The sequence below is a fragment of the Chloroflexota bacterium genome (assembly GCA_009840625.1).
Classification (GTDB): Bacteria; Chloroflexota; UBA11872; order UBA11872; family VXNJ01; genus VXNJ01.
The window spans coordinates 36,633-60,435 of the sequence record VXNJ01000004.1 but is presented as its reverse complement, the minus strand read 5'-3'; the positions used below and the strand labels follow the sequence as shown (position 1 = coordinate 60,435).

Below are 23,803 nucleotides of genomic sequence, written 5' to 3'. Positions count from 1 at the left end.
CCCCCCCCCCCGGCGCCCCCCCCCCCCGCGCCCTGGGGCCCCCCCCGCCCCCTCCCCGCCCCCGCCCGGCCGGCGGGGCCCCGGGGCCCCCGGGGGGCGGCGCGGCCGCGCCCGCGACCGCGGCCGCTGGCCACGACCTCGAGCACCTTCAGGGATCCGGATTCGCGCCGGTATCGCAGATATCCGACCGACCGACCGATCTGCCGCATGGTCTCCCAGGCAACTTCGCGGGGCAATACCGACATCCATTCGTGCTGACCGTTGAAATAGCGGCGCGTGCGGACCAGGGGACCCAGCAGTTGGCGGTTCTCGTGCCGGTAAAGGTCGAAAAGTTCATCCAGATCGTCATCGGCCACCGGCTCAAAAAGCGTTCCGCGGTCCGGGACCGGCGGGGAGTCTGGAACCTCGGCCACGAATTCGGTGTGCGGAACCGGCCAGAAACCGTGCTCGCGGTACGGCTCCGGTATGGCGGCGTGCAGCCCGGTGAGCGGATGCCGGTCGGCGTCGACCCGCTGCAAGGCCGCCTTTAGCAGACCGCGGGCGATGCCGCGCCGGCGGAATTCCGGGTGCGTGCAAAGCGCACCGATGTTGGCCACCGGCAACGTCCGGTCGCCGAAGTAGTGCTCCACCCACTGGCATTCGATGTAGCCGACAAGGCGATCGTCGACCTTGGCGGCCAGCTGCACGTCCGGTCGGCCGGACGGCAGCAGGCGGTGGTAGCTGCGGAAGTATTCGATCGGCTCTTCGGCAAAGCAGGCGCTCATCAGCGCTAGCGCTGCCGATTCGTCGGATGGTTTCAGCGGGGCGATGTTCATGACTTGGTTTTCCTCGTGTGCGCCACGGCGCGGCCCGCGGCCGGGAGATCGATTGGGACTCGAACCCTGCGTGCTTTTGGCGTCACCCGATGCGGGGCACCAGCGCCGCTCCCGGCAGCTGCCAGGCTTGCAGGCGTTGTTCGGCGCTGGCCGCGATAAGGATATCCACATCCGCGGCCAGGGCGATTGCCCGTACCGGTGCCAGCGTCGTCGCGTCGCCGAGATGCTCGCCGGTGGCGGTCAGGACGCTGATGGTGGAAGCCTCGGTGACCGTTGCGAGGTAATTGTTCGAAGCCGCGATCCGGCGCGGGGCAAGATCCAGGTTCTGCCAGATCGTCTGCCCGTCCATGCCGATCGCGCTCAGAGCGGCAGGGGTCGTCACGTACACGACCCGGCCGAGCGGATCGGGTTCTATGTTGATTATTTCCATCGGCACCCGGTGCAGCAGGCGACCGTCATCGGTGGCCCGGATTTCAAGGGCAAGCGCGGTCGCCAACACGATCCGGCTGCCGTCGCCGCTCAGGGCCAGACCGCTTATCGGGACGTCGGTGGTGAAGCTGTTACGCAGGAACGTGACCTCGTCGCGCAGGTCGTAGAAAGACACCGCCGGGACCAGGGACTCGCCGCCCGTGGCAATCGCCAGCAGACTGCCGTCCAAACTGAGTCGTGCGGAACCGATTCCGCTGCTGTGGGGGCCGGCGTCCAGGCGCCATTTGCGGCCATCGGCGCGGTGAATGAACGCCCCGCCCTCGCCGCGATTGTTGGCCGAGCGGGCCATCAGCAGGCTGTCGGCCGCAAATTCAATCTGCTCGATCAACTGATTGTCGGATTGATCTTTCACGTGCGGCCACACCGGTTCGCCCTGACGGTCGAGTGGCGCCACGAAGAACCCGAAACCGGCCGTAAGCGAGCCGTCGCGATTGACCGCAACCCCGTCGGCCGGGAAGTTCAGATCCCGATCCCAGAGCCGCGCCCCGCCGTTTCCGACGGATGCGACCTGGCCGGTTCGCGAGATCGTCGCCACCGCCGTAGCGTCGCCCGCGACCGCGACTGCGATCGGATCGAACTCCAGGTCATGGAACCAGATCAATTCCCGCCAGTCGCGGTGCGAAAGGGCCGGGCTGGCGATTGATACGTCGATGCGGATATCGGGCGTTGGCTCTACCCGTACTTTGAACCCGCGCCCGTCCCACACCGCCGCCGATTGCAGCGCCTCCGCGGCGCCGGCGAAGCGCCCGACCTCGGCCCAGCCCCGGTATCGCGAGGAAAGTTCGGCATCCGGGTCGTAGCGCCCCAGCCGCGCGCCGGCCTCCACCGCCGATCCGAACTCCCCGACCAGCACGGCGAACCGGTTGACCGTGTTGGGCCTGAACTCGATCTCGCCGAGCACATGCAGCTGCTGTTCCATTGCGGCCCGGGAGCCGGGATCGTCGATGGCCGCGACGAAACTGCCCAGCGCGGCGCGAGCCCGTTTGAGGCCGTCGACCGCCACGACCACCTGGCGAAGATCCTCATCCCGCAGATAGTCGTTCATGTTGGCGGCGGCAAGGGTCAGGGCATCGGCCGATTCGAGCAGGCTTTGGTGCGCGTCGCGCGCGTCGCCCGGTGGTTCAAGCTGTGCCAGGGAGCGGCCGATGTCGCCGATTTCGGGTCCGTACCGGCCCAGCGCCAGCGCGTACTGGCGCAGTGAAATCAACCCCGCTGCGAATGACTGGGTGTTGGATTCCATTTGCCGGGTCACCTCGATGGCGTCGGCGGCGCCCTGCAGCGCCGGCCGCCAGTAAGGTCGCACCAGCTGCAGCGGCGGGGCCGCGGCCGGATCGGGCCCACAGGCCGCCAGGACAATCGCGCCGCCCGCCAGCAGCGCGCGGCGACGGCCGAGTCTGGACCCTGCCATCGGCGTTAGACGGCGGTGACCGGTGCCCCCCGCAGCGACCAGGCGGTTGCGTCAGTGATATCCATGTCCACGATCTGGCTCGGCGCCAGCGGGGCTTTGCCCGGCGCAAAGACCAGTTTGTTGGTTCGCGTTCGACCCATCCAGCGGGGTCCGCCACCGGCCGCCCGGGCGGGCTGCAATTGCTCGATCAAAACCTGCTGCCTGCTTCCCACCAGATCGGCATTGATCGATTCGGCCAGGTCTTTCTGCAAGCTCTCGCAGCGGTGCAGCCGCTCCAGCTTCACCGCCGGATCGATGTCGTCGCCCCAGCGGTCCGCGACGGTTCCGATCCGGGGCGAAAACGCGGCTATGTGGACCACGTCGAATCGGACCTCTTCCATTAGCTCCAGGGTCGATCGGAACTGGTCCTCGGTCTCGCCCGGAAAGCCGACGATCACGTCGGTCGAGATCGCCACGCCGGGCACGGTGTCACGCAGCATCGCGATCATGTCCAGGTACCAGGCTCGGTTGTAGCCGCGGCCCATGCGGCGCAGCACTTCGTCATTGCCCGATTGCACCGGCAAGTTGATCTCCTCCAGGACCGTTTGACACTCGGCCATCGCCTCGGCCAGGGAGCGGTCGAAGTGGCGCGGATGGGCGGTCAGGAACCTGAGCCTAGGCACGATGGCCTGCCGGTCCAGGCGCCGCAGCAGACCGGCCAGGTCCGGGCCGTCGGCGCGGTCGCGGCCGTACCGGTTAACGATCTGCCCCAGCAGCGTTATTTCGACAGCGCCCTCGGCGGCCTTGGTCCGCATTTCGTCTTCGATTTCTTCCGGGGGGCGGCTGCGCTCACCCCCGCGCCGGAACGGCACTATGCAGAACGTGCAGCGCTTGGAGCACCCGTAGATGACGGTCACGTAGCGGGTGGGGCTGCCGAACCCGGGCAGGTCCTGGGGCGAGAAGTCCTCCCAGTCGTCCACCACCGGTCCCGGCTGGCTGGCCATGTGGTCCAGGAGTTCCTCGACGCGCGAGTTGTCGAAGATCAGGTCCAATTTCGGACGGTGGGGCGCCAGCTCCGCCGCCGTGGCCCGGACTGTGCAACCGGTCAGCGCCACCTGCAAGAACGGTTCGCGCCGTTTGCGCGCGCCCAGCGCGCCGATCCGTCCGAAGGTCTTGCGGTCGGAGTTGTCGCGCACGCTGCAGCCATTGAGGATCACAAACGATGCCCGGTCGGGATGAGAAACGGGCACGTGCCCGGCGGCGACCAAGGCGCGCGCGATCCGCTCGGAATCGTCTTTGTTCATCTGGCAGCCGGAGGTCCAGATGTAGAAGCGGTGCCGGCCGACGCCGGGCGTCGGGGGGGCCGGCGGCCGGCCTGCGTGGACGGTGGCCATGGTACGGATGTCGCGTTTAATAAAAATTAATGTTAGGCGGCAATTGCCGTTCCGATGCCGGCCGCGACGGCCCGGCCAAGGATGGAACCGGTTTGGGATTCTTCGGAAATCAACCGCGCGACGATGCCCTCTACATATACGTAGAGATGGACCGCACTCAGGAAATCGTTACTCTGCGGGTTGATCTGAACAACGATTTGACGCAGGAATTTGCGCCGGGGTCGAGTCACGACAGCCCGACTCACTACACCTGCACCAAGCAGGTCATGGGCGAGCAAACGTTCCGCCCCGCCCAAGTCTGGCTGCAGTTTGACTCGCGCCGTCGAATGGTTGATTCGAAAGTGGAGGGCGGGCGTCTGGTCGCCGAAGAAGAATTGCTCGATCCGACCGACGCCGACTCCGACGGGGATTGAACCGGGCGGTGCGAACGGCGCTGGGTGCCGTCGCACTCTTGCTCGCGGGTGCCTTGGCGGCCGGGTGCGAACAAAGACCCGCGCTTGCCCCGGCGCCGAGCCCGGCCGACCCTTCAGCTGAACTTGAAATAGTCTGGAATCCCGGCGCCGTACCGGCCGCGCGGGCGGGCTACGCCCCGGCGCCGATCAACCCGGTTTTTGAGCAGGTGGCCGAATTCGCACCGGCTTTTCGGGATGAGGCTGGAGTGGGGGTTCCGCCGGCCCTGGCCGGGCTGGCAGTTGACCGGGCGGGCAACGTATTCGTGACCGATCGGTCCAACAACCAGGTCATCCAGATCGCGATCGACGGTCGGATCGAACGAATCGCCGGCAACGGAACCAGGTCCGATTCGGGCGACGGCGGACCGGCCCTGTTGGCCGGGCTGCGGGACCCCGGCCCGATCGTCGCCGATTCGCGCTTCGGCATATACATCGCCTCCAGCACCCTGATCCGGCGCATCGCCCCCGACGGAACGATCTCCCTGCTGGCCGGTTCCAGCGATCCCGGATCGGCGGACGACCCCGAGGCCGTCGGGCAGGCCCGCTTCAACTCGATTTCCGGGCTCGCCCTGGACGGGAGCGGAGTTCTGTACGTCGCCGACCGAGGCAACAACCGCATCCGGCGAATTGATGCAAGCGGGGCGGTGACTACCTTCGCCGGCACCGGCGAGCCGGCGACCGGCGGAGACGGCGGACCCGCCGACCGCGCCCGGATCGACGGCCCCGCCGACCTGGCGATCTCGTCCGAGGGGGTCATGTACCTGAGCGAAAGCGAGGGGCACGTGGTGCGCAGGATCGGTCCGGACGGGGTCGTTTCGACAGTCGCCGGCACCGGGATTCCGGGGCGTAGTGGCGACGGCGGGCCGGCCGCAGCGGCACAGCTCGATGCGCCCGCCGGTCTGGATATCGACGCGGCCGGCAATCTTTACGTGGCCGACTGGAATAACGCGGCGATTCGCGTCGTATCCGCGGCCGGGACGATATTTACCTATGCCGGGCTGGGTACCGCCGGTAACGCCCAGGCGGGAGTGCCGGCACGCGAAGCGGTGTTGCCGCGGCCGATTGATTTCCAGCTCGGTCCGGACGGGTCGATCTACCTGTTGGCCCAGCTCTCCGGCAAGATCTTCCGGCTGGCCGGATTCGGCGATGCCGGTTCGGAGACTGGCTGCCGGCTCGAACCGCGGCCCGGCGCCCTGCCGCAGGACTTGTCAGCATCCGAATTCGCAGCCACCCAGCTTTTCGGGCGGTCGGGATTCGGCTTCTCCGGTGACGACGGGCCGGCCGCCGCGGCCCAGTTTGCCGGCCCGGATTCGATCGCGGTCGGCGGCAACGAGATATTCGTGGCCGATACCGGCAACAACCGACTGCGCAAGATCTCCTCCGGCAGGGTCGAGACGATCGCCGGTTCGGGACTGGCCGCATTTCGCGGCGACGGCGGCCTGGCCCGGTTCGCGTTGCTCGCGGCCCCCAAAACGGTTCTGGCCGACGGGGTCGGAAATGTGTTTTTCTTCGATGCCGGCAATTTCCGAATCCGTCGAATCGACGGTTGCGGGGTGATCGAAACCGTGGCCGGGAACGGACGGCCCGGCGACCCCGGCTCCGGCGGTGCCGCCCTGGACGTGAGCCTGTTGGACGTGGTGGCGATGGCAATGGCCGCCGACGGCAGCATCTACCTGGCCGATTCGGGCACCGACCGGGTCATGCGCCTGACCACCGACGGTCTGCTCGAACCCGTGGCGGGGAATGGGCAGACCGGGGAAGCGGCGGAGGGCGCCGCGCCGCGCGGGACCCCCCTGAGCGATCCGGCCGGCCTGGCTGTAACCGCCGACGGATCGCTGTTGATCGCCGAGAACGGCAGCGGCCGAATCCTGGCGATCCGGCCCGGCGCCGATGCGATCGCGGTCCTGGCCGCCGAGTTGCCGGACCCGGGGATGCTTGCTGCGGCGCAGAACGGGTCCGTGTACGTGGCCGGCGAGGCCGCCGGCCGCCTGGACCGGATCAGCTCCCAGGGCATTCAGACCCTGATTGATTCTTCAGGTACCGAAGAGGCCCTGCTGGACCCGATATTGGCCGCCCCGCGCTCACTGGCACTGACCGGCGGCGGGCTGATCGTGCTGGGCGCTTCAGGATCGGCATTCTTGATCGGGTGAATCCGGCCGGATCCGATAGGCCTGCATCAAATTTGTATAGTCGGCGGGATCGCAATGCTGCAACCGGCCGTCTCCGGAACTGCGGCCCGGGAACTTCAACAGCGCTAGGAGCTGGATGTAAATTGGCGACCGAATCGACAGGCGGTGAACCGCCGGCGGAGACGCCGCCGGCAGCTCCCCCGGTGGGGACCGACCAAGATCAGTCGGAGCGGATCGACGACCTGCTCAACCGATTAACCCGGGCGCAGGCCGACCTGGCCAACCTCAAGCGGCGTTCTGGTCAGGAAGTTGCCGACGCGCGGCAGTTCGCGGTTATCGAATTCGCCCGCGAGCTGCTTTCGGCTCTGGACCATCTGGACCGCGCCCTCACGGCGGTCCCCGGCGAGCTGACCGGGTTCACGTTCATCGAGGGACTTTTCTTTACCCGGCAGCATTTCCAGGCCTTGCTGGCCTCGCATGGGATCGAGGCAGTCGCCGGAGTCGGGCAGGCGTTCGACCCCAACTTCCACCAGGCGGTAGATACCGACGGCAGCACCGAACCAGACCGCGTGATAGTCGTTCACCAGCCGGGCTATCGGCTGGGCGATCGGGTAGTCCGGCCGGCGCTGGTCAGAGTCGGACGCCAGGAAACGGACGCCGACGAACCCGAACCCGAAGCGGGCGAACCCGACATCGATTCCGGCGGCGACGACGGCTGATGGCCACCGACCGCCGCGACCCCTACGAAGTGCTGGGCATAGCCCGCGACGCCGGGGCGAAGGACATCTCGCGGGCCTACCGGGCGATGGCCCGGCAACACCATCCGGACGTGAGCCGCGAGCCGGACGCGGCCGACCGGTTCAAGGAGATCCAGGCAGCCTACGACGTGCTCAAGGATCCCGAGAAACGGCAGCGCTTCGACCAGTTCGGTTGGCGCGGGCTGCAGAGTGGTCCGGGAGCCGGTTTTGGCGGGGTCGACATTCCCGGATTCGGCGACATCTTCGACGTGTTCTTCGGCCGCGGCGGGCGGCGCGCCGATTCCCCGCAACGCGGTCGCGATCTACAACAGCGGATCCAGCTCGACTTCGTCAGCGCCGTGCACGGCCTGAAGCTGGGGGTCGCCGTCAATCGCCAGGAGCTATGCGACGACTGCGGGGGCAACGGCCTCGACCCGGGCAGCAAGATGGTCGACTGCGGGCAGTGCGGGGGGACCGGCGAGGTCCGCACAGCGACCCGTTCGATCCTGGGGCAGTTCGTGAACATTACCGGCTGCCGGCACTGCGGCGGCGCCGGGCGGATCGCCGAGCGCGGCTGCGACGGCTGCCGAGGCGCGGGCCTGGTGAACCGGGAACGGCAGCTTGAGGTGGACATCCCGGGCGGGGTAGACAACGGGACCGAAATCCGCATTTCGGGCCAGGGCGACAGCGGAATCAACGGCGGCCCGCCAGGGGACCTGTATTTGGTTGTCGCGGTCGAGCCGCATCCAAGCATTGCCCGCCAGGGACGCGACCTGCAATCCGAGATCGAACTGAGCGTCAGCGAGGCGGTCCTGGGCGTGGAGCTCGAAGTGGAGACCGTCGACGGACCGCAAACGGTCGAATTCGCAGCCGGCACCCAGCCCGGTGAAGCGGTCCGGCTTGCGGGGCGCGGCGCGCCCAGTCCGCGAGATCAGCGCCGTGGCGACCATTTCGTGGTGGCCCGGGTGACCATTCCGCGCAAGTTGACGAAACAGCAACGCGCCCTTTTCGAGCAGCTGGCCGAGGAGGAGGATCCACCACCGGGCCTGGCCGAACGGTTGCGCCAGGCGCTCACGTGAGGGACTCCTGGCGGCAGATCCAGGTCACCGTGCCGGCGGCGCTGGCTGAAGACGTGCGCCTGCTAATGCAACGCCGCGCCGGCCGCGCGGTGGCGGTCGAGGAGGAATTCGCCAAAGACCCGCCGGACGAGAGCGTTCCGACCGGTTCCTGCCGGGTTACCGCCTGGTTCCCGGAATCCGGCCGGTCCCAGGCGGCGGCCAGCGCCCTGCTCAGCGACCTGCGGATGGCGGCCGGTCTCGACGTCCCGTCCCTGCGCGCGGTCCGCCAGACGGTAACCGGCCGCCGAGAGTGGCGCGCCCGCGAACGGCGCTACCAGCGACCGATCGAGGTCGGTTCGCTGGTGCTAGTTCCGATCGACGCAGAGGTGCCGGCCGGGACCGCTCCGGAAAGCGTGCTGCGGATCGATGCGGCGGGCGCATTCGGCTCGGGCCTGCACCCCTCGACCCGCGGCGCGCTGCGGACGCTGCAAGGGCTCGATCTGACCGGGCGGACGGTGCTGGACGTTGGTACCGGGACCGGCGTCCTGGCGATTGCTGCGGCCCGTCTGGGGGCCGCCGCGGTTACCGCGATTGACCTGGATCGGGAAGCCGTGGCGCTGGCCCGCCGGAACGCGCGCCGCAACCGCTGCGGGCCAAGCGTCAGGGTCGAACCGGGCGACCTGGGCCCCGGCTGGACCGAGGGTCGAGATGATTTCGATGTCGTGGTCGCCAACATCACCGCCGACGCCCACCAGCGATTGCTCGGGGCGTATTCAGTGGTCGCCGCGGGGCCGCTGCTGCTTTCGGGAATCTATCGTCCGCGGATAGCGGGACTTTCCGAATCCTTGGACGCCGCCGGCTGGACCCGCCGTGAGACCGCGCTCGATGAAGAGTGGGCCACCATGCTGTGCCGACGCCCGGGCTGTTCCGGGCCGGAAGGCGTTTGAGTGGGTCGTCCGGCGCCCACGTTTTCGCTCAAGACGCTCGGCTGCCGGGTCAACCAGGCCGACAGCGACGAAATCGTGCGGCTCCTGGAGGAGGCCGGCATGGACCTGGTCGATTTCGGCGCTCCGTCCGACGTGGTCATAGTCAACACCTGCACCGTCACCCATGTCGCCGATCGCAAATCGCGCCAGTCGATCGGCCGCGCGTTGCGGCGCAGTCCCGAGGCCGAACTGGTGGTAACCGGCTGCTACGCCGCGGTCGCCCCGGAGGCGATCCGCGTGCACTTTCCCGGTGCCCGCGTCATGGGCCGGGCGCCCCCGCGCGAGGTTGCCGCCGCCATCGCCGACTCCCATTCAGCCGGTGACCGCGGGCGCGACTTCACCGCTATCCGATTCGGGGAGCGCCGGCGTACCCGCCCCACCGTAAAAATCCAGGAGGGTTGCCGCCACGGCTGCGCGTTCTGCATCGTTCCGCGGGCCCGCGGCGGCCCCCGGTCGCGCACCCGCGGTCATGTGCTCGAACGGGTGCAGGAATTTGCCCGCGGCGGGTCGCCCGAAGTCGTGCTGGCGGGGATAGCGCTGGGGAGTTACCGCTGCCCGGACAGCGGAATCGGTCTGGGCGAACTTGTCGAATGGGTCGCCGACCGGGTGCCGTCGCGCATCCGGCTCTCGTCGATTGAACCGATGGATTTTGACCCCCGGCTCTACGACCTGCTGGCCGCCGGCCGGATCTGTTCCCATTTTCATCTGCCGCTGCAGTCGGGTTCGGCGGCGGTCCTGCAGGGTATGCGCCGACCCTACCGGCCAGCCGAATACGCGGAAATCGTCGACCGGCTGCGCGCCGCTGATCCATCGGTGGCGATCGGGACCGATCTGATGGTGGGTTTTCCGGGGGAAAGCGAAGACGACCACCGGCGCTCGTTGCGGTTCTGCGCCCAGATGGGCTTTTCGTACATGCACGTTTTTCCCTACTCGCGGCGCGCCCGCACGCTGGCGGCGCGTCGCGACGACCACGTTGACGATCAGACCCTGCGCCGGCGAATGAGCGAAGCTTTGGATCTGGCGGGCGGGCTGTCCGAGCGCTACCTGGCGGGGTTCGTCGGTTCGCGGGCGCAGGTATTGTGGGAGAGGGATCCATCCGGTCGTTGCATGGGGTTGACGCGCAACTACCTGCGGGCCCGGCCGCTGGGCTTTGAACCGGTCACCGGTACCCTGCAAGAAGTAAAGCTGGCGGCCGGCGACGACGGCCTGGTGGCGGTGCCGGCGGCGGCCGCGAACTGAGCACCGGCAAAGATCACTGGGAATTGGAGCGCGCCTTGGCTAGCGACTGCATCTTCTGCCGGATCGCGGCCGGTGAATTGCCGGCCGACGTAATCGACCGCTGCGAAGACTGGATGATCTTTTCCGACATCGCGCCGGCCGCGCCCACCCACCTGCTGGCGATCCCCACGCGGCACGTTTCCGGCGTAGCCGCCGCCGCCGATGACAACCCCGCCCAGATTGCCGACCTGGTGGGAGCCCTCACGCTCCACGCGCGTCGCGCCGGCATCGAAGAGGACGGATACCGGCTGGTAATCAATGAGGGCCGCGACGGCGCCCAAACGGTCCCGCACCTACACATCCACCTGCTGGCCGGACGGAGGATGGACTGGCCGCCCGGTTGAGCAAAGTTCCTGACTGCGGCGGCCTCAATTACCCGGCGGTGCGCGGCTGACGGGGTTGCTAAAATAGCCCCTAATGAACAACGGAGGACGCGCTTAGCGCCCTTGATGCTTCCAACGCGGCGGCAGGTCCTGAAGCCAGCGATCAGCCGTCCGTAGCTTGTCGTACCAGACAAGACACACGTTCGCCCTTCCCGCACCCCTGACAAGGGTGTGCCCTTTCGCGATCAATCGCCCCATCCGCAATCCGGAGTGCGTCTCTTGAGCAGCCCCAACGGCCACCATTTCGGCACCGTCCCGAATCACCGCGACGCGGTGGATCTCCCCGAACTGATAGCAATCCAGCGACGTTCCTTCCAATGGTTCGTGACCGAGGGACTGCGCGAGGTCTTCGCCGAAATCTCGCCGATTGAGGACTTCACCGGCAAGAATTTCAGGCTGCATTTCGAGGTGCCCGAACAGCCGTTCGAGGAACCCAAGCACCCTGTGTCCGAATGCCGCGAGAACGACCGCACCTACCACGCCCCGCTGTACGTTAACGCCCGCCTGGAGAACCTGCAGAACGGCGAAATCAAGGAAAACCGGGTTTTCATGGGCGATTTCCCGCTCATGACCGATCAGGGGACCTTCATTTACAACGGCGCCGAGCGCGTGGTCGTCTGTCAGCTGGTGCGCTCTCCGGGCGTGTATTTCACCGGGGTCCGCGATCGCACTTCGGGCCGCTACCTGTATTCGGCCAAGCTCCTGCCCAACCGCGGCGCGTGGCTCGAATTCGACACGTCGGCCAAGGACGTCTTCTCGGTCAAGGTCGACCGCAAGCGCAAGATCGCGGTCACGACCCTGATCAAGGCCATGGACAAGAACTTGGCCTCCGACGAGGCGATCCGCCAGATTTTTGAAGGCGCCGTGCCCGAAGACGCCGATCACCAGTACCTGGAAGCGACCCTCGACGACGACTCGGCCACCTCGCACGAAGAGGCGGTGCGCGAGATCTACAACCGCCTGCGTCCCGGCGACACCCTGAACATCGCCGACCGCAAATCGGTTGCCAACGCGCGATCGCTGATCGAATCGACCTTTTTCAATTCGCGCCGCTACGACCTCGGCCGGGTCGGCCGCTACAAGCTAAACCTGCGCCTGCGCCACCGGGAACCCTTTACCGACACGGTCCTGCTCCAGGCCGACATCATCGAAGTTGTTCGCGAACTGATACGCCTGAACCTGGCCCAGAACCGCCCCGAGGACGTCGACCACCTGGGCAACCGCCGCGTGCGCGCCGTGGGCGAGCTGCTCATCAACCAGCTGCGCACCGGCCTGCTGCGCATGGAGCGGGTGGTAAAGGAGCGGATGTCGATCCAGGACGCCTCCCAGGCCACCCCCAACGCCCTGATCAACGCGCGCCCGATCATGGCCGCTATCAAAGAGTTCTTCGGCGGCAGCCAGCTGGCCCAATTCATGGACCAGACCAACCCGCTGTCCGAGCTGGCCCACAAGCGCCGGCTCAGCGCAATGGGGCCGGGCGGCCTCTCGCGCGAACGCGCCGGGGTCGACGTCCGCGACGTGCACCACTCGCACTACGGCCGCATCTGCCCGATCGAGACCCCGGAGGGCCCGAACGTAGGTCTGATCTCCTCGCTGGCATCGTTCGCCGGCATCAACGAATACGGGTTCCTGCAGACGCCTTACGAGGTGGTCGGCCGCGACATCTCTTTCGAAGACGGATTCGAACTGGAAGGCCGGATCCTGCGCGAGGACCTGATCGTTCGCAATCGCAACGAACTCGCCGCCGGCGAGCCGCTGGATGCCGACCTGCTTCGGCGTCTGCGCAACCGCCCCTACTGGCGCGACATCCGCTTCCCGGTGGTCCCGTTCGCAACCGGAAGGATCAGACACTGCACTGCCGACGAGGAAGACGGCCTGGCGGTCGCTCCCTACAAGACCGTGCTCAACGAGCGGGGCGAGATCGATTCCGAACGTATCGACGTGCGCATCGGGCGCGAGTTCCACTCCGCGCACCGCAATGAGGTCGATCTGATCGATGTCTCTCCACAACAGATCGTCTCGATACCGACCTCGCTGATTCCCTTCCTCGAGCACGACGACGCGAACCGGGCCCTTATGGGGTCCAACATGCAACGCCAGGCGGTGCCATTGCTGCGTCCCGAGGCGCCGCTGGTCGCCACCGGAGTCGAACGGCGCGCCGCGCTGGACTCGGGCCACATCATCACCTACGACGGTCCGCGTGAGGCCGAGGTGATAAATGTCTTGCCGGACCGGGTCGAACTCCAGGAGGTAACCACCCGGCGCTGGCACCGTTACCCGCTGCGCAAGTTCGGGCGCTCCAACCAGGGCACCTGCATCAACCAGACCCCGGCAGTGGTTCCGGGGCAGGTGGTCCAGCCCGGCGGATTGCTGGCATCGGCCTCCAGCTCGGACGGCGAGCAGCTTGCCCTGGGCAAGAACCTGCTGTGCGCATTCATGTTCTGGGAAGGGTACAACTACGAGGACGCGATCATCATCTCCGAGCGCCTCGTTCGCGAAGACGTCTACACGTCCATCCATATCGAGAAATTCGAGGTCGAGGCCCGCGACACCAAGCTGGGTCCGGAAGAAATAACGCGCGACATTCCCAACGTGTCCGAGGAAGCGCTGCGCTTCCTGGACGACGGCGGAATCGTCTTCGTCGGGGCCGAGGTAGGCCAGGACGACATCATCGTTGGCAAGATCACGCCCAAGGGCGAGACCGAGCTAACCGGCGAAGACCGTCTGCTGCGCGCCATCTTCGGCCGCGACGCCCGCGAGGTCAAGGATTCGTCCAAGCACGTCCCGGCCGGTGACGCCGGAACGGTCATCGATGTAAAGGAACTGACCCGCGACGCCAACCCGGACCTGCGCGCCGGCGTGAACCACGCCGTCCGCGTGCGCATCGCCTCGCGCCGCAAGATCATGGTCGGCGACAAAATGGCCGGCCGCCACGGGAACAAGGGCGTGATCTCGCTGATCCTGCCCGAAGAGGACATGCCGTACCTCGAGGACGGCACCCCGGTGGACATCGTATTGAACCCGCTGGGAGCCGCGTCACGCATGAACGTCGGCCAGCTGCTGGAACTGCACACCGGGCTGGCGGCCGAAAGGCTGGACCGCCAGATAGTGACTCCGGTCTTCGACGGCGCCAGCGAGGGCCAGGTCCACTCGCTACTGGACGAAGCCGGCCTGCCGACCGACGGCAAGGTCAAGCTGTACGACGGGCGCACCGGCGAGTCCTTCGACAAACCGGTCGTGGTCGGACGCATGTACATGCTCAAACTGGCCCACCTGGTCGAGGACAAGATCCACGGCCGCTCCACCGGCCCGTATTCACTGATTACGCAGCAGCCGCTCGGCGGGAAAGCCCAAATGGGCGGCCAGCGGTTCGGCGAAATGGAAGTCTGGGCGCTGCAGGCCTACGGCGCCGCCAACATCTTGCAGGAAATGCTCACCGTCAAGTCCGACGACGTGCTCGGCCGGGTGAAGACTTACGAGGCGATCGTGAAAGGCGAGACGGTGCTCGAACCCGGCGTCCCGGAATCTTTCCGGGTGCTGGTCAACGAGTTAAAGAGCCTGGGCCTGTCAGTCGACCTGTTCGACGAAGAAGAAAAACCGGTCGAGTTCTCGCTGGACGCGATGGTCGACTACGTACCAAACCTCGGCGGCATCAATATCGAGGGCCGCGAGTACAAGCTCTAGGGTCGAAAGGGACATTCAGTGATAAGAGTCAACGAGTTCGCTTCGATCCAGATCGGACTGTCATCGCCGGAGCAGATCCGCGAGCAGTCGCATGGCGAGGTGACCAAGCCGGAAACGATCAACTACCGCACCCTGAAGCCGGAGCGGGACGGTCTTTTCTGTGAGCGCATTTTCGGACCCACCAAGGACTGGGAATGCGCCTGCGGCAAGTACAAGCGCATCACCTACAAGGGGATAACCTGCGACAAGTGCGAGGTCGAAGTGACCCGCTCGCGGGTGCGCCGCGAGCGCATGGCGCACATCGAGCTGGCCGCTCCAGTGGCCCACATCTGGTTCGTGAAGGGGTCGCCGTCGCGGATCGGGCAAATGCTCGACATAAGCCCCAAGAAGCTCGAGGCAATCGTCTACTTCGCCTCCTTCGTAATTACCGCGATGGACGAGGAGCGACGGCTGGAGGGGCTCGATAATCTCGATCGCGACCTCAAACTCGAATTGCGCGCCGTGCGCGAAGAGGAGCTGGACCGGATCGAGCAGCTCGAGGAGGACCTCAAGGTCTCGCTCGAGGAGATGCAGAACGAACTTGTCCTGCAGACCGACCGGCTTAAGGACCAGGAATCGCGCCGCCGGGCCGACCGCGAGGAAGAATCCAAGCGCCTGCTGAAGGTGCTCGGCGAGAACCGCGGCGAGGCCGCCCTGGACGACCTGCGGCTCTCCTTCCGCGAGGATCCGGTGGTCGAGCACGGCGAGGTGATCGAACCCAAGCACCGCAGCCGGGTCACGCGCGCGCTCAAGTCCGAACTGGCCCGCATGGTCGAGCGCGAACAGGTTGAGATCGCCGAGCTGGGCCAGCGCTTCGAAGAAGACATGGCCAAGGAACGGGCCCGCGTCCAGGCCGAAAAAGACGGTGCCGACGCGCGCATCGAGCAGCTTTTGGCCGAAAAGGAAGAATTCTTCAACCGCCGCCGCGATCACCTGGTCGAGTTGGCCAAGGCCGGCGACGACAGCGAACTGATGCTGTTGTCCGAGGACCGCTACTACCAGCTCAACGAGACGGTCGGGGAAGTGTTTGAGGCGATGAGCGGGGCCGAGGCGATCCTCGAACTGATCCGCAAGAAAGACATCGACGTCGAGGCCGAGCAGCTTCGTGAGGACCTGAACTCGAAGTCGACCCAGCGGCGCCGCAAGGCGGTCAAGCGGCTGCGCGTGATCGAGTCGATCCGGCGGTCCGAGAACCGGCCCGAGTGGATGGTCTACACCGTCCTGCCGGTGCTGCCGCCGGAGCTTCGGCCAATGGTGCAGCTGGACGGCGGGCGCTTCGCCACCTCCGATCTGAACGACCTATACCGCCGCGTGATCAACCGAAACAACCGGCTCAAGCGCCTGCTTGATCTGGGGGCCCCGGACATCATCCTGCGCAACGAGAAGCGGATGCTCCAGGAAGCGGTCGACGCGCTGATCGACAACGGCCGACGCGGCCGCCCGGCGCAGAGCTCCTCGCAGCACATGTACAAGAGCCTTTCCGACCTGCTTCGCGGCAAGCAAGGACGGTTCCGCCAGAACCTGCTGGGCAAGCGAGTCGACTATTCCGGTCGATCGGTCATCGTGGTCGGTCCCGAATTGGCCCTGGACGAATGCGGATTGCCTTCCGGCATGGCGCTGGAGCTGTTCAAGCCGTTCGTAATGCAGCAGCTGGTTATGCGCGGAATCGCCTCGAACATCAAGAGCGCCAAGCGGATCGTCGAGCGGGTCGACCCGGAAGTCTGGGACATCCTGGAAGACGTGACCCGCGAACACCCGATCATGCTCAATCGGGCTCCGACGCTGCACCGCCTGGGAATCCAGGCGTTCCGAATCCGCCTGGTCCACGGCGGCGCGATCCGCATTCATCCCCTGGTCTGCTTTGCTTACAACGCCGACTTCGACGGTGACCAGATGGCGGTTCACGTACCGCTCTCTGAGATCGCCCAAGAAGAGGCCCGCGAACTCATGCTCAGTTCTCAGAACCTGCTCTCGCCGGCCGACGGCTCGCCGGTGATTTCGCCCACCAAGGACATGATCCTGGGCTGCTACTACCTGACCCTGGAACCCGAAGCGGTCGCCGACCCCAACGAACTTCGCACGTTCACCGGCCAGGACGAGGCCCTGCACGCCTACGAGTCGGGCCTGGTGCAGCTGCACACCCCGATCCGCCTGCGCGCCAATTCCGACGAAGTCGGGGTCGGCGATGAACAACCCGAGGGATCGCTCTACGAGACGACCGTCGGCCGGGTGATATTCGATCGGATCCTGCCGGTTCCGATGCGCCCCTACGGCAAGGTCATGGACAAAGGTGCGCTCAAGCAGCTGATCAACGACGTCTATTCCGATTACGGCACCGCCGTTTGCGCCCAGGTGGGCGACCAAGTCATGTCGACCGGTTTCCATTGGGCTACCCGGTCCGGGGTGACGATGGCGCTGTCGGACCTTACGATCCCGCCCGACAAACCGCAGATCCTGACCGAGACCGAAGAGCTCGTCGGGGAGATCTCCGAGCAGTTCGAAGACGGCCTGCTGACCGAGGACGAACGGTACCGGTTGCACGTCAAGCACTGGGCCGAAGCCACCCAGCGGGTGTCGGCCGAGGTCGAGGAGTGCCTCGACAAGCGCGATTCGGTCTACCTGATGGGCGCTTCCGGGGCGGCCAAGGGCAATTTCGACCAGATCAGACAGATTGCCGGCATGCGCGGGCTGATGTCCGATCCGGGCGGTCGGGTCATCGAAATGCCGGTCCGCGCCAACTTCCGCGAGGGACTCTCAGTCTTCGAATACTTCATATCCACCCACGGCGCGCGCAAGGGACTGGCTGATACCGCGTTGCGCACCGCCGACTCCGGGTACCTGACCCGGCGCTTGGTCGACGTCTGCCAGGACCTGATCATCGCCGAGCACGATTGTGGAACCGAACGTTCGATCCCGGTTCGCGCTTCCGATTCGCAGTTGTTTGGCAAGGACCTGCCAGAACGGGTTTACTCGCGCACTCTGGCGGCGCCGCTCGTGGATCCGGAAACCGGAGAAATCCTGGCCGACGCCGGCCGAGTCATCAACCTCGAGCTGATGGAGCTGATCGAAAGATTCAAATTTGATGAAGTCCATGTCCGCTCGGTCATGAAGTGCGAGGCCCAGAACGGAATCTGTCAGTCCTGCTACGGATTTGACCTGGCCCGGCACGAACCGGTCGAATTGGGTACCGCGGTGGGCATCATCGCCGCCCAGTCAATTGGCGAACCCGCCACCCAGCTGACGATGCGCACCTTCCACACCGGCGGAACTTTCCGCGAGGAGGACATCACTCGTGGCCTGCCGCGGGTCGAGGAGCTCTTCGAGGCCCGCACCCCACGCGGCCAGGCCGTGATCGCCGACTTTGGCGGCGTCGTGTCGGTCAAACGGTCCGACGACGGCGTCACCCTTGAGCTCGTGCAGCAGCACGAAATAGAACTTGGCGACGAATACCGCGCGCTGGGCAAATCCGGCGGCGTGGTAAAGCAGGGAACGCGAATCGCCAAGCGGCAGAGCGCCGAGGACTACCTGCTGGCTCCGGTTTCGGGCCAGTTGGAAATGGTCGAGGGCAAGATCATCCTGCATGAATCGATCCGATATGCGGTCCCGGTAACAACCCGAGTGATGGTTGACGACGGGTCCCGCGTCGAGCGCGGCACCCAGTTGACCGAAGGCCCGCTCAATCCGCACGACATCCTGCGTCTGGCTGGAACCTCCGAGAGCGAGAGCCTCAGCAAGGTCGAGCAATACCTGCTGGCCGAAATCCAAGGCGTTTACTCGGTAGTCGGCGTCCCTGTCCACGACAAGCACGTTGAATTGGTAATCAAGCAGATGCTGCGAAGGGTCAAGGTGCTCACCCCGGGCGACACCGTGCTGCTGCCCGACGAATACGTCGATGCGCGCGAATTCAACCGCGTAAATTCACTGTCGGCCGAGCCGGCCACCGGCGAACGGGTGCTGCTGGGTGTTACCAAGGCTTCGCTGTACTCCGACAGTTTCCTGTCGGCCGCCTCGTTCCAGGACACCACGCGGGTCCTTACCGAATCCGCCCTTGAAGGTGCCCGCGACAGCCTGGTCGGGCTCAAGGAAAACGTGATTGTCGGCAAGCTGATCCCGGCGGGGACTGGCTACTTCCACCGCTTCGCGCCGGCCGGCTCCAATGACGAGCTTACCGGTGCGGCCAAAGTGGTGGCGCGAATCAACGCGCGCCGCGAGGAGCGCGAGGAGCTCAAGCGGCAACTCGAAGAGCTGCAACGCCTGGAGGAGGAGCGTTGGCAAGCCTCCACCCAGATGGAGGGCGCGGACGGATTTGAAGACGGCTTCGCGGACTACCCGTACTCCTGACCGGCTCCCCGGAATCGGCCTGGATGGCTGCTATACTCTGCTTGCCTCGCCCACCGGGTCCGGCAGGCGGTTTGCACAGCCGTCATCAAGTTCCCCGTCCCTCGCCCCGGAATAGCTGTGCCCACGATTAACCAACTGGTTCGCAAAGGGCGCCGCAGCCCTCGCCGCAAGGTGACGACGCCGGCGTTGCACTACTCCTATAACTCGAACCAGCGACGCCTCATTCGCACCGGAGGGGCTCCGCAGAAGCGCGGCGTGTGCGTGCAGGTGCGCACGGTCACGCCCAAGAAACCCAATTCCGCGCTGCGCAAAGTTGCGCGAGTCAGACTCTCGAACGGAATGGAGCTGCTGGCTTACATTCCGGGCGAAGGCCACACCCTGCAAGAGCACTCAGTCGTGCTTGTCCGCGGCGGGCGTGTGCGCGACCTGCCGGGGGTCCGATACCACATCGTCCGGGGCGCCTACGACGCCACCGGCGTCGAGAATCGCCGCCAGGGACGATCCAAGTACGGGTCCAAGCGGGACGCCCATTAATCGAACCGCCGTCGCAGTGAGCCTTCGAGATGCCCCGCCGTAACCGACCCGCCCGCCGCCCTGTTTTGCCGGATCCCAAATTCGGCAACCGCTCGGTATCCCGCTTCATCAACGTGCTGATGACTCGGGGTAAGAAGAGCTTGGCCCGGCGCCTGCTCTATGACGCGTTTGACCTGATTGAAGAACGGGTCAACCAGAATCCGATTGAAATTTTCGAGCAGGCGTTGCGCAACGCCACGCCGCAACTCGAGGTCCGGCCGCGCCGAGTCGGCGGGGCCACTTACCAAGTACCCATCGAGATCCGCGGCGAACGCCGGTTCTCTCTGGCCACCCGCTGGCTGGTTCAGGCCGCCCGCCGCCGCGGCGAAAAAACAATGGTCCGTCGCCTGGCCGGTGAGATCCTCGACGCCTACCGGCACGAGGGCCAGGCAGTGCGCCGCCGCGAAGAAAGCCATCGGATGGCCGAAGCCAACAAGGCGTTTGCGCACTACCGCTGGTAGAGCTTCGCAGTCCGCAACCAACCCATAACTTCGCCAGGTCCTTTTCATGTCGGCTCGACTTGCCCGCACCCGCAACATTGGCATCATTGCCCACATCGATGCCGGTAAGACCACGGTCACCGAACGCATCCTGCTGTACACCGGCCGGATTCACCGCACCGGCGAAGTTCACGAAGGTGCGGCGACGATGGATTGGATGGTGCAGGAGCGCGAACGCGGCATAACAATAACCGCGGCCGCCACCACCTGCCAATGGCGCGACCACACCATCAACATCATCGACACGCCCGGCCACGTGGACTTCACTGCCGAAGTCGAACGTTCGCTGCGCGTCCTGGACGGCGGGGTGGTGGTTCTGGATGCGGTCGCCGGCGTCCAGCCGCAGACCGAGACGGTGTGGCGTCAGGCCGACAAATATTCGGTTCCCCGGGTTGCCCTGGTCAACAAGATGGACCGCCGCGGCGCCAGCCTGGAGCGTACCGTCGAGATGATCCGCGACCGCCTCAACGCGATTCCAATCCGCTGCCAAATGCCGGTCGGCCGCGAGGACGAATTCCGGGGCGTGGTCGATCTGGTCGCGTTCAACCAGCGCAATTTCATAGACGATGGTCTCGACCACGTCCGGATAAGCGAGATCGAGCCGGAGCTCGTGAGCAAGGCGCGTGCGGCCCGTGAGCACATGATTGAGGAAATTGCCGACTTCGACACAGACATAGCCGAAAAGTTCCTCGAGAACGACCCGATTTCCAATCAGGATCTCTCCGGCGCGCTGCGCCGCATAACAGTGGCCAACACCGCCATTCCCGTCCTTTGCGGATCGGCCCTGCGCAACAAGGGGATAGAGGCGGTCATCGACTCGATCGTCGATTACCTGCCCTCTCCGTTGGACGTACCGGTTATCAGCGGCACCCACCCCAAGACGGGCGCCGACGTGCGGTGCCCACCGGAAGACGACGCGCCGCCGGCGGGACTGGCGTTCAAGGTAACGACCGATCCCTTCGCCGGACGACTGACCTACGTCCGCCTCTATTCGGGCCGGATCAAGCCGGGCAGTTACATCTACAACACGACCCGCCGCAAGCGCGAGCGCGTGGGCCGGATCCTGCGCATGCATGCCGACAAACGCGAACAACTAGACGAGGGACTTGGCGCAGGCGAAATCGGTGCCATCATCGGCCTCAAGGACACTTTCACCGGCGATACGATCTGCAACCAGAATCAGCCGCTGCTGCTGGAATCGATCAACTTTCCGGAGCCGGTGGTCAAGGTCGCGGTCGAACCGGCCTCGCGCGCCGACCAGGACAAGCTGGGAGCCGCGCTGGTCCGTCTCGCCGACGAAGACCCGACATTCAGGGTCACATCCGATATCGAGACCGGGCAGACCCTGATCGCCGGAATGGGCGAGTTACATCTCGAGGTAATCGTCGACCGCCTGTTGCGCGAATTCGCGGTGCGTTCGTCGGTCGGGGCGCCGCAAGTTGCCTATCGGGAGACCATTCGACGGGCCGCGACCGGGGTGGGTAAATTCGTTCGCCAGAGTGGCGGGCGGGGCCAATTCGGGCATGTCGTTCTCGAAGTGGAACCCACCGAAGACGGAGTGGAAAATTCCTTCGAAAGCAGGATCGTCGGCGGCACGATTCCCTTAGAATTCATGGCCGCTGTGGAGCAGGGCGTCGGCGACGCCATGACCGAGGGACCGCACGGCTACCCGATGACCGGTGTACACACCAGAGTCATTGACGGGTCGTATCACGTGGTTGACTCATCAGAGATCGCTTTTCGCATCGCTGCCGCAATGGCCGTGCGCGACGCATTCGAACGCGCCTCCGCGGTGGCACTCGAACCAATCATGGAACTGGAAATCCGCGCGCCGGATACGTATATGGGGGAAATCATCGGAAACCTGGCGGCCAAGCGGGGCAATATCCGCAGGGCCGACAGCGACGGGTCGGAGGTCCTGATAGAGGCCGAAGTCCCGTTGGCGGGGATGTTTGGTTACGCCAGCGAACTCCGCTCCCAAACCCAGGGGAGAGGGACGTTTTCGATGGAGTTTGCCCGTTACGAACCGACCAACGCGTCCTCGCTTGCGGGGAGCCGCGCGTGACAACGGTCGACTTTGTTTAAACAGCCAAGCAATTGGCTACCATCGTTTCTTAGCAACACCGCATTAATGCTCCGAGGGGCAGAAAACTAATGGCTAGAGAAAAGTTCGAACGCACCAAGCCGCACGTAAACATCGGCACCATAGGTCACATCGACCATGGCAAGACAACGTTGACGGCGGCCATAACCAAGACGCTGGCGCTGGCAGGCGGCGCCGATTTCCGGCCGTTTGAATCGATCGACAACGCCCCCGAGGAAAAGGCCCGCGGGATCACGATCGCCATTCAGCACGTCGAGTACCAGACTGAAGCCCGCCACTACGCCCACGTCGACTGCCCCGGCCACGCCGACTACATCAAGAACATGATCACCGGCGCGGCTCAGATGGACGGCGCCATCCTGGTCGTATCGGCGCCTGACGGACCCATGCCCCAGACGCGCGAGCACGTGCTACTGGCGCGCCAGGTGGAAGTTCCGTCAATGGTCGTATTCCTCAACAAATGCGACCTGGTCGACGACGAGGAACTGATCGAGCTGGTGGAGCTCGAAGTACGCGACCTGCTCAATGAGCGCGACTTCGACGGCGACAACGTTCCGATCGTGCGCGGCAGCGCCCTGCAGGCGCTTGAATCCGACGCCGACGACATGGACGACGAATCCTACGCCGGGATCCGCGAGCTTATGGCCGCGGTTGACGAGTACATTCCGGCTCCGCCGCGACCGACCGAACAGGATTTCCTGATGCCGGTCGAGGACGTGTTCGGAATCAAGGGACGTGGCACGGTGGTCACCGGCCGGATCGAACGCGGCGTTATCAAGACCGGCGAGCCGATCGACATCGTCGGTCTGGGGCACGGCCGTGACGGCGTGGTTGTCACCGGCGTGGAAATGTTCCGCAAAACCCTCGATGAAGGCCAGGCGGGCGACAACGTCGGCTGCCTGCTGCGGGGGATTGACCGGGATGAGGTAGAGCGCGGGCAGGTTCTCGCAAAACCGAAATCAATAACGCCGCACTCGGAATTCAAGGCCGAGGTCTACGTCCTTTCGCGCCAGGAGGGCGGGCGCCACACCCCGTTCTTCCACGGTTACCGGCCGCAGTTCTACATCCGGACCACCGACGTGACCGGCGAAATCAAGTTGCCCGAGGGCACCGAGATGGTAGTGCCGGGCGACAACGTAGAGATGGAAGTCAACCTGATCACCCCAATCGCCCTGGAACGCGGAGTCCGCTTCGCGATTCGCGAGGGTGGGGTGACCGTCGGTGCCGGTTCGGTCACCGAGATCCTGCGCTAAGCGCGAACACAGACAGACAGCAGGCAGGTCAAGGTGGCGGAGCGTTCGAGTCGTACCAGGCGCCGGACGCGCACCCGTCGCCGCCGCCCGCCCCCGCGCCCCCCCGGGCCCCGCCCCCGCCCCCGCCACCCACCCCCCCAACAAGACCACGACGGGCCCCCCGACCACTCAGGCCGTAAGCGCAGCCGCGCGCCCGCCGCC

16 protein-coding genes are annotated in these 23,803 nt (G+C 65.8%); 13 read left to right on the top strand and 3 right to left on the bottom strand.

What is annotated here, in order from left to right; all coding sequences use genetic code 11:
• The 3 genes from F4X41_04345 to miaB form a co-directional block, all read right to left on the bottom strand.
• Positions 1-986: GNAT family N-acetyltransferase (locus F4X41_04345; protein ID MYB16255.1), on the bottom strand; the 986-nt coding region annotated here is incomplete at its 3' end.
• On the bottom strand, positions 898-2,712 hold the full coding sequence (locus F4X41_04340) for a hypothetical protein (GenBank protein ID MYB16254.1): 1,815 nt from the start codon (positions 2,710-2,712) through the stop codon (positions 898-900). The genes F4X41_04340 and F4X41_04345, both read right to left, overlap by 89 nt.
• Before the next feature lie 5 nt (positions 2,713-2,717).
• Positions 2,718-4,085 carry a tRNA (N6-isopentenyl adenosine(37)-C2)-methylthiotransferase MiaB gene (gene miaB / locus F4X41_04335; protein MYB16253.1) on the bottom strand — a complete coding sequence of 456 codons (1,368 nt, stop codon included), beginning with the start codon at positions 4,083-4,085 and terminating at the stop codon, positions 2,718-2,720.
• Between the two features lie 29 nt (positions 4,086-4,114).
• Between miaB and F4X41_04330 the strand changes: the two genes are divergently transcribed.
• The 13 genes from F4X41_04330 (at position 4,115) to tuf (ending at position 23,602) form a co-directional block, all read left to right on the top strand.
• Positions 4,115-4,498, top strand: coding sequence for a hypothetical protein (locus F4X41_04330; GenBank protein ID MYB16252.1), 384 nt, complete (start codon positions 4,115-4,117; stop codon positions 4,496-4,498).
• Positions 4,459-6,687 (top strand): hypothetical protein, encoded by a 2,229-nt coding sequence (locus F4X41_04325; protein ID MYB16251.1) that lies wholly within the window; start codon positions 4,459-4,461, stop codon positions 6,685-6,687. The genes F4X41_04330 and F4X41_04325 overlap by 40 nt, the downstream gene beginning before the upstream one ends.
• Entirely contained in the window at positions 6,603-7,385 is a 783-nt protein-coding gene (locus F4X41_04320; GenBank protein ID MYB16250.1) for a nucleotide exchange factor GrpE, read from the top strand. Before F4X41_04325 ends, F4X41_04320 begins: the two co-directional genes overlap by 85 nt.
• Positions 7,385-8,482, top strand: a complete 1,098-nt coding sequence (gene dnaJ, locus F4X41_04315) for a molecular chaperone DnaJ (GenBank protein MYB16249.1) — start codon at positions 7,385-7,387, stop codon at positions 8,480-8,482. The genes F4X41_04320 and dnaJ overlap by 1 nt, the downstream gene beginning before the upstream one ends.
• The gene (locus F4X41_04310; protein ID MYB16248.1) at positions 8,479-9,408 is read left to right on the top strand and encodes a methyltransferase domain-containing protein; all 930 of its coding nucleotides are present in this window, start codon (positions 8,479-8,481) and stop codon (positions 9,406-9,408) included. Before dnaJ ends, F4X41_04310 begins: the two co-directional genes overlap by 4 nt.
• Complete coding sequence (locus F4X41_04305) at positions 9,409-10,686, top strand: MiaB/RimO family radical SAM methylthiotransferase (protein MYB16247.1); 1,278 nt, start codon at positions 9,409-9,411, stop codon at positions 10,684-10,686.
• Between the two features lie 35 nt (positions 10,687-10,721).
• A complete protein-coding gene (locus tag F4X41_04300) occupies positions 10,722-11,069 on the top strand; it encodes an HIT domain-containing protein (protein ID MYB16246.1) in 348 nt (115 codons plus the stop codon).
• Between the two features lie 210 nt (positions 11,070-11,279).
• Positions 11,280-14,792 (top strand): DNA-directed RNA polymerase subunit beta, encoded by a 3,513-nt coding sequence (locus tag F4X41_04295; protein MYB16245.1) that lies wholly within the window; start codon positions 11,280-11,282, stop codon positions 14,790-14,792.
• Positions 14,793-14,810: 18 nt separating this feature from the next.
• Positions 14,811-19,172, top strand: coding sequence for a DNA-directed RNA polymerase subunit beta' (rpoC, locus tag F4X41_04290; GenBank protein ID MYB16244.1), 4,362 nt, complete (start codon positions 14,811-14,813; stop codon positions 19,170-19,172).
• A 117-nt stretch (positions 19,173-19,289) separates the two neighbouring features.
• Positions 19,290-19,706: a 30S ribosomal protein S12 gene (locus tag F4X41_04285; protein MYB16243.1), complete on the top strand. Its 417-nt coding sequence runs from the start codon at positions 19,290-19,292 to the stop codon at positions 19,704-19,706.
• Positions 19,707-19,735: 29 nt separating this feature from the next.
• Entirely contained in the window at positions 19,736-20,206 is a 471-nt protein-coding gene (rpsG, locus tag F4X41_04280; protein ID MYB16242.1) for a 30S ribosomal protein S7, read from the top strand.
• A 46-nt stretch (positions 20,207-20,252) separates the two neighbouring features.
• Positions 20,253-22,310: an elongation factor G gene (gene fusA, locus F4X41_04275; protein ID MYB16241.1), complete on the top strand. Its 2,058-nt coding sequence runs from the start codon at positions 20,253-20,255 to the stop codon at positions 22,308-22,310.
• A gap of 89 nt (positions 22,311-22,399) precedes the next feature.
• Positions 22,400-23,602 carry an elongation factor Tu gene (tuf, locus tag F4X41_04270; GenBank protein ID MYB16240.1) on the top strand — a complete coding sequence of 401 codons (1,203 nt, stop codon included), beginning with the start codon at positions 22,400-22,402 and terminating at the stop codon, positions 23,600-23,602.
• The last annotated feature ends 201 nt before the right edge of the window (positions 23,603-23,803 follow it).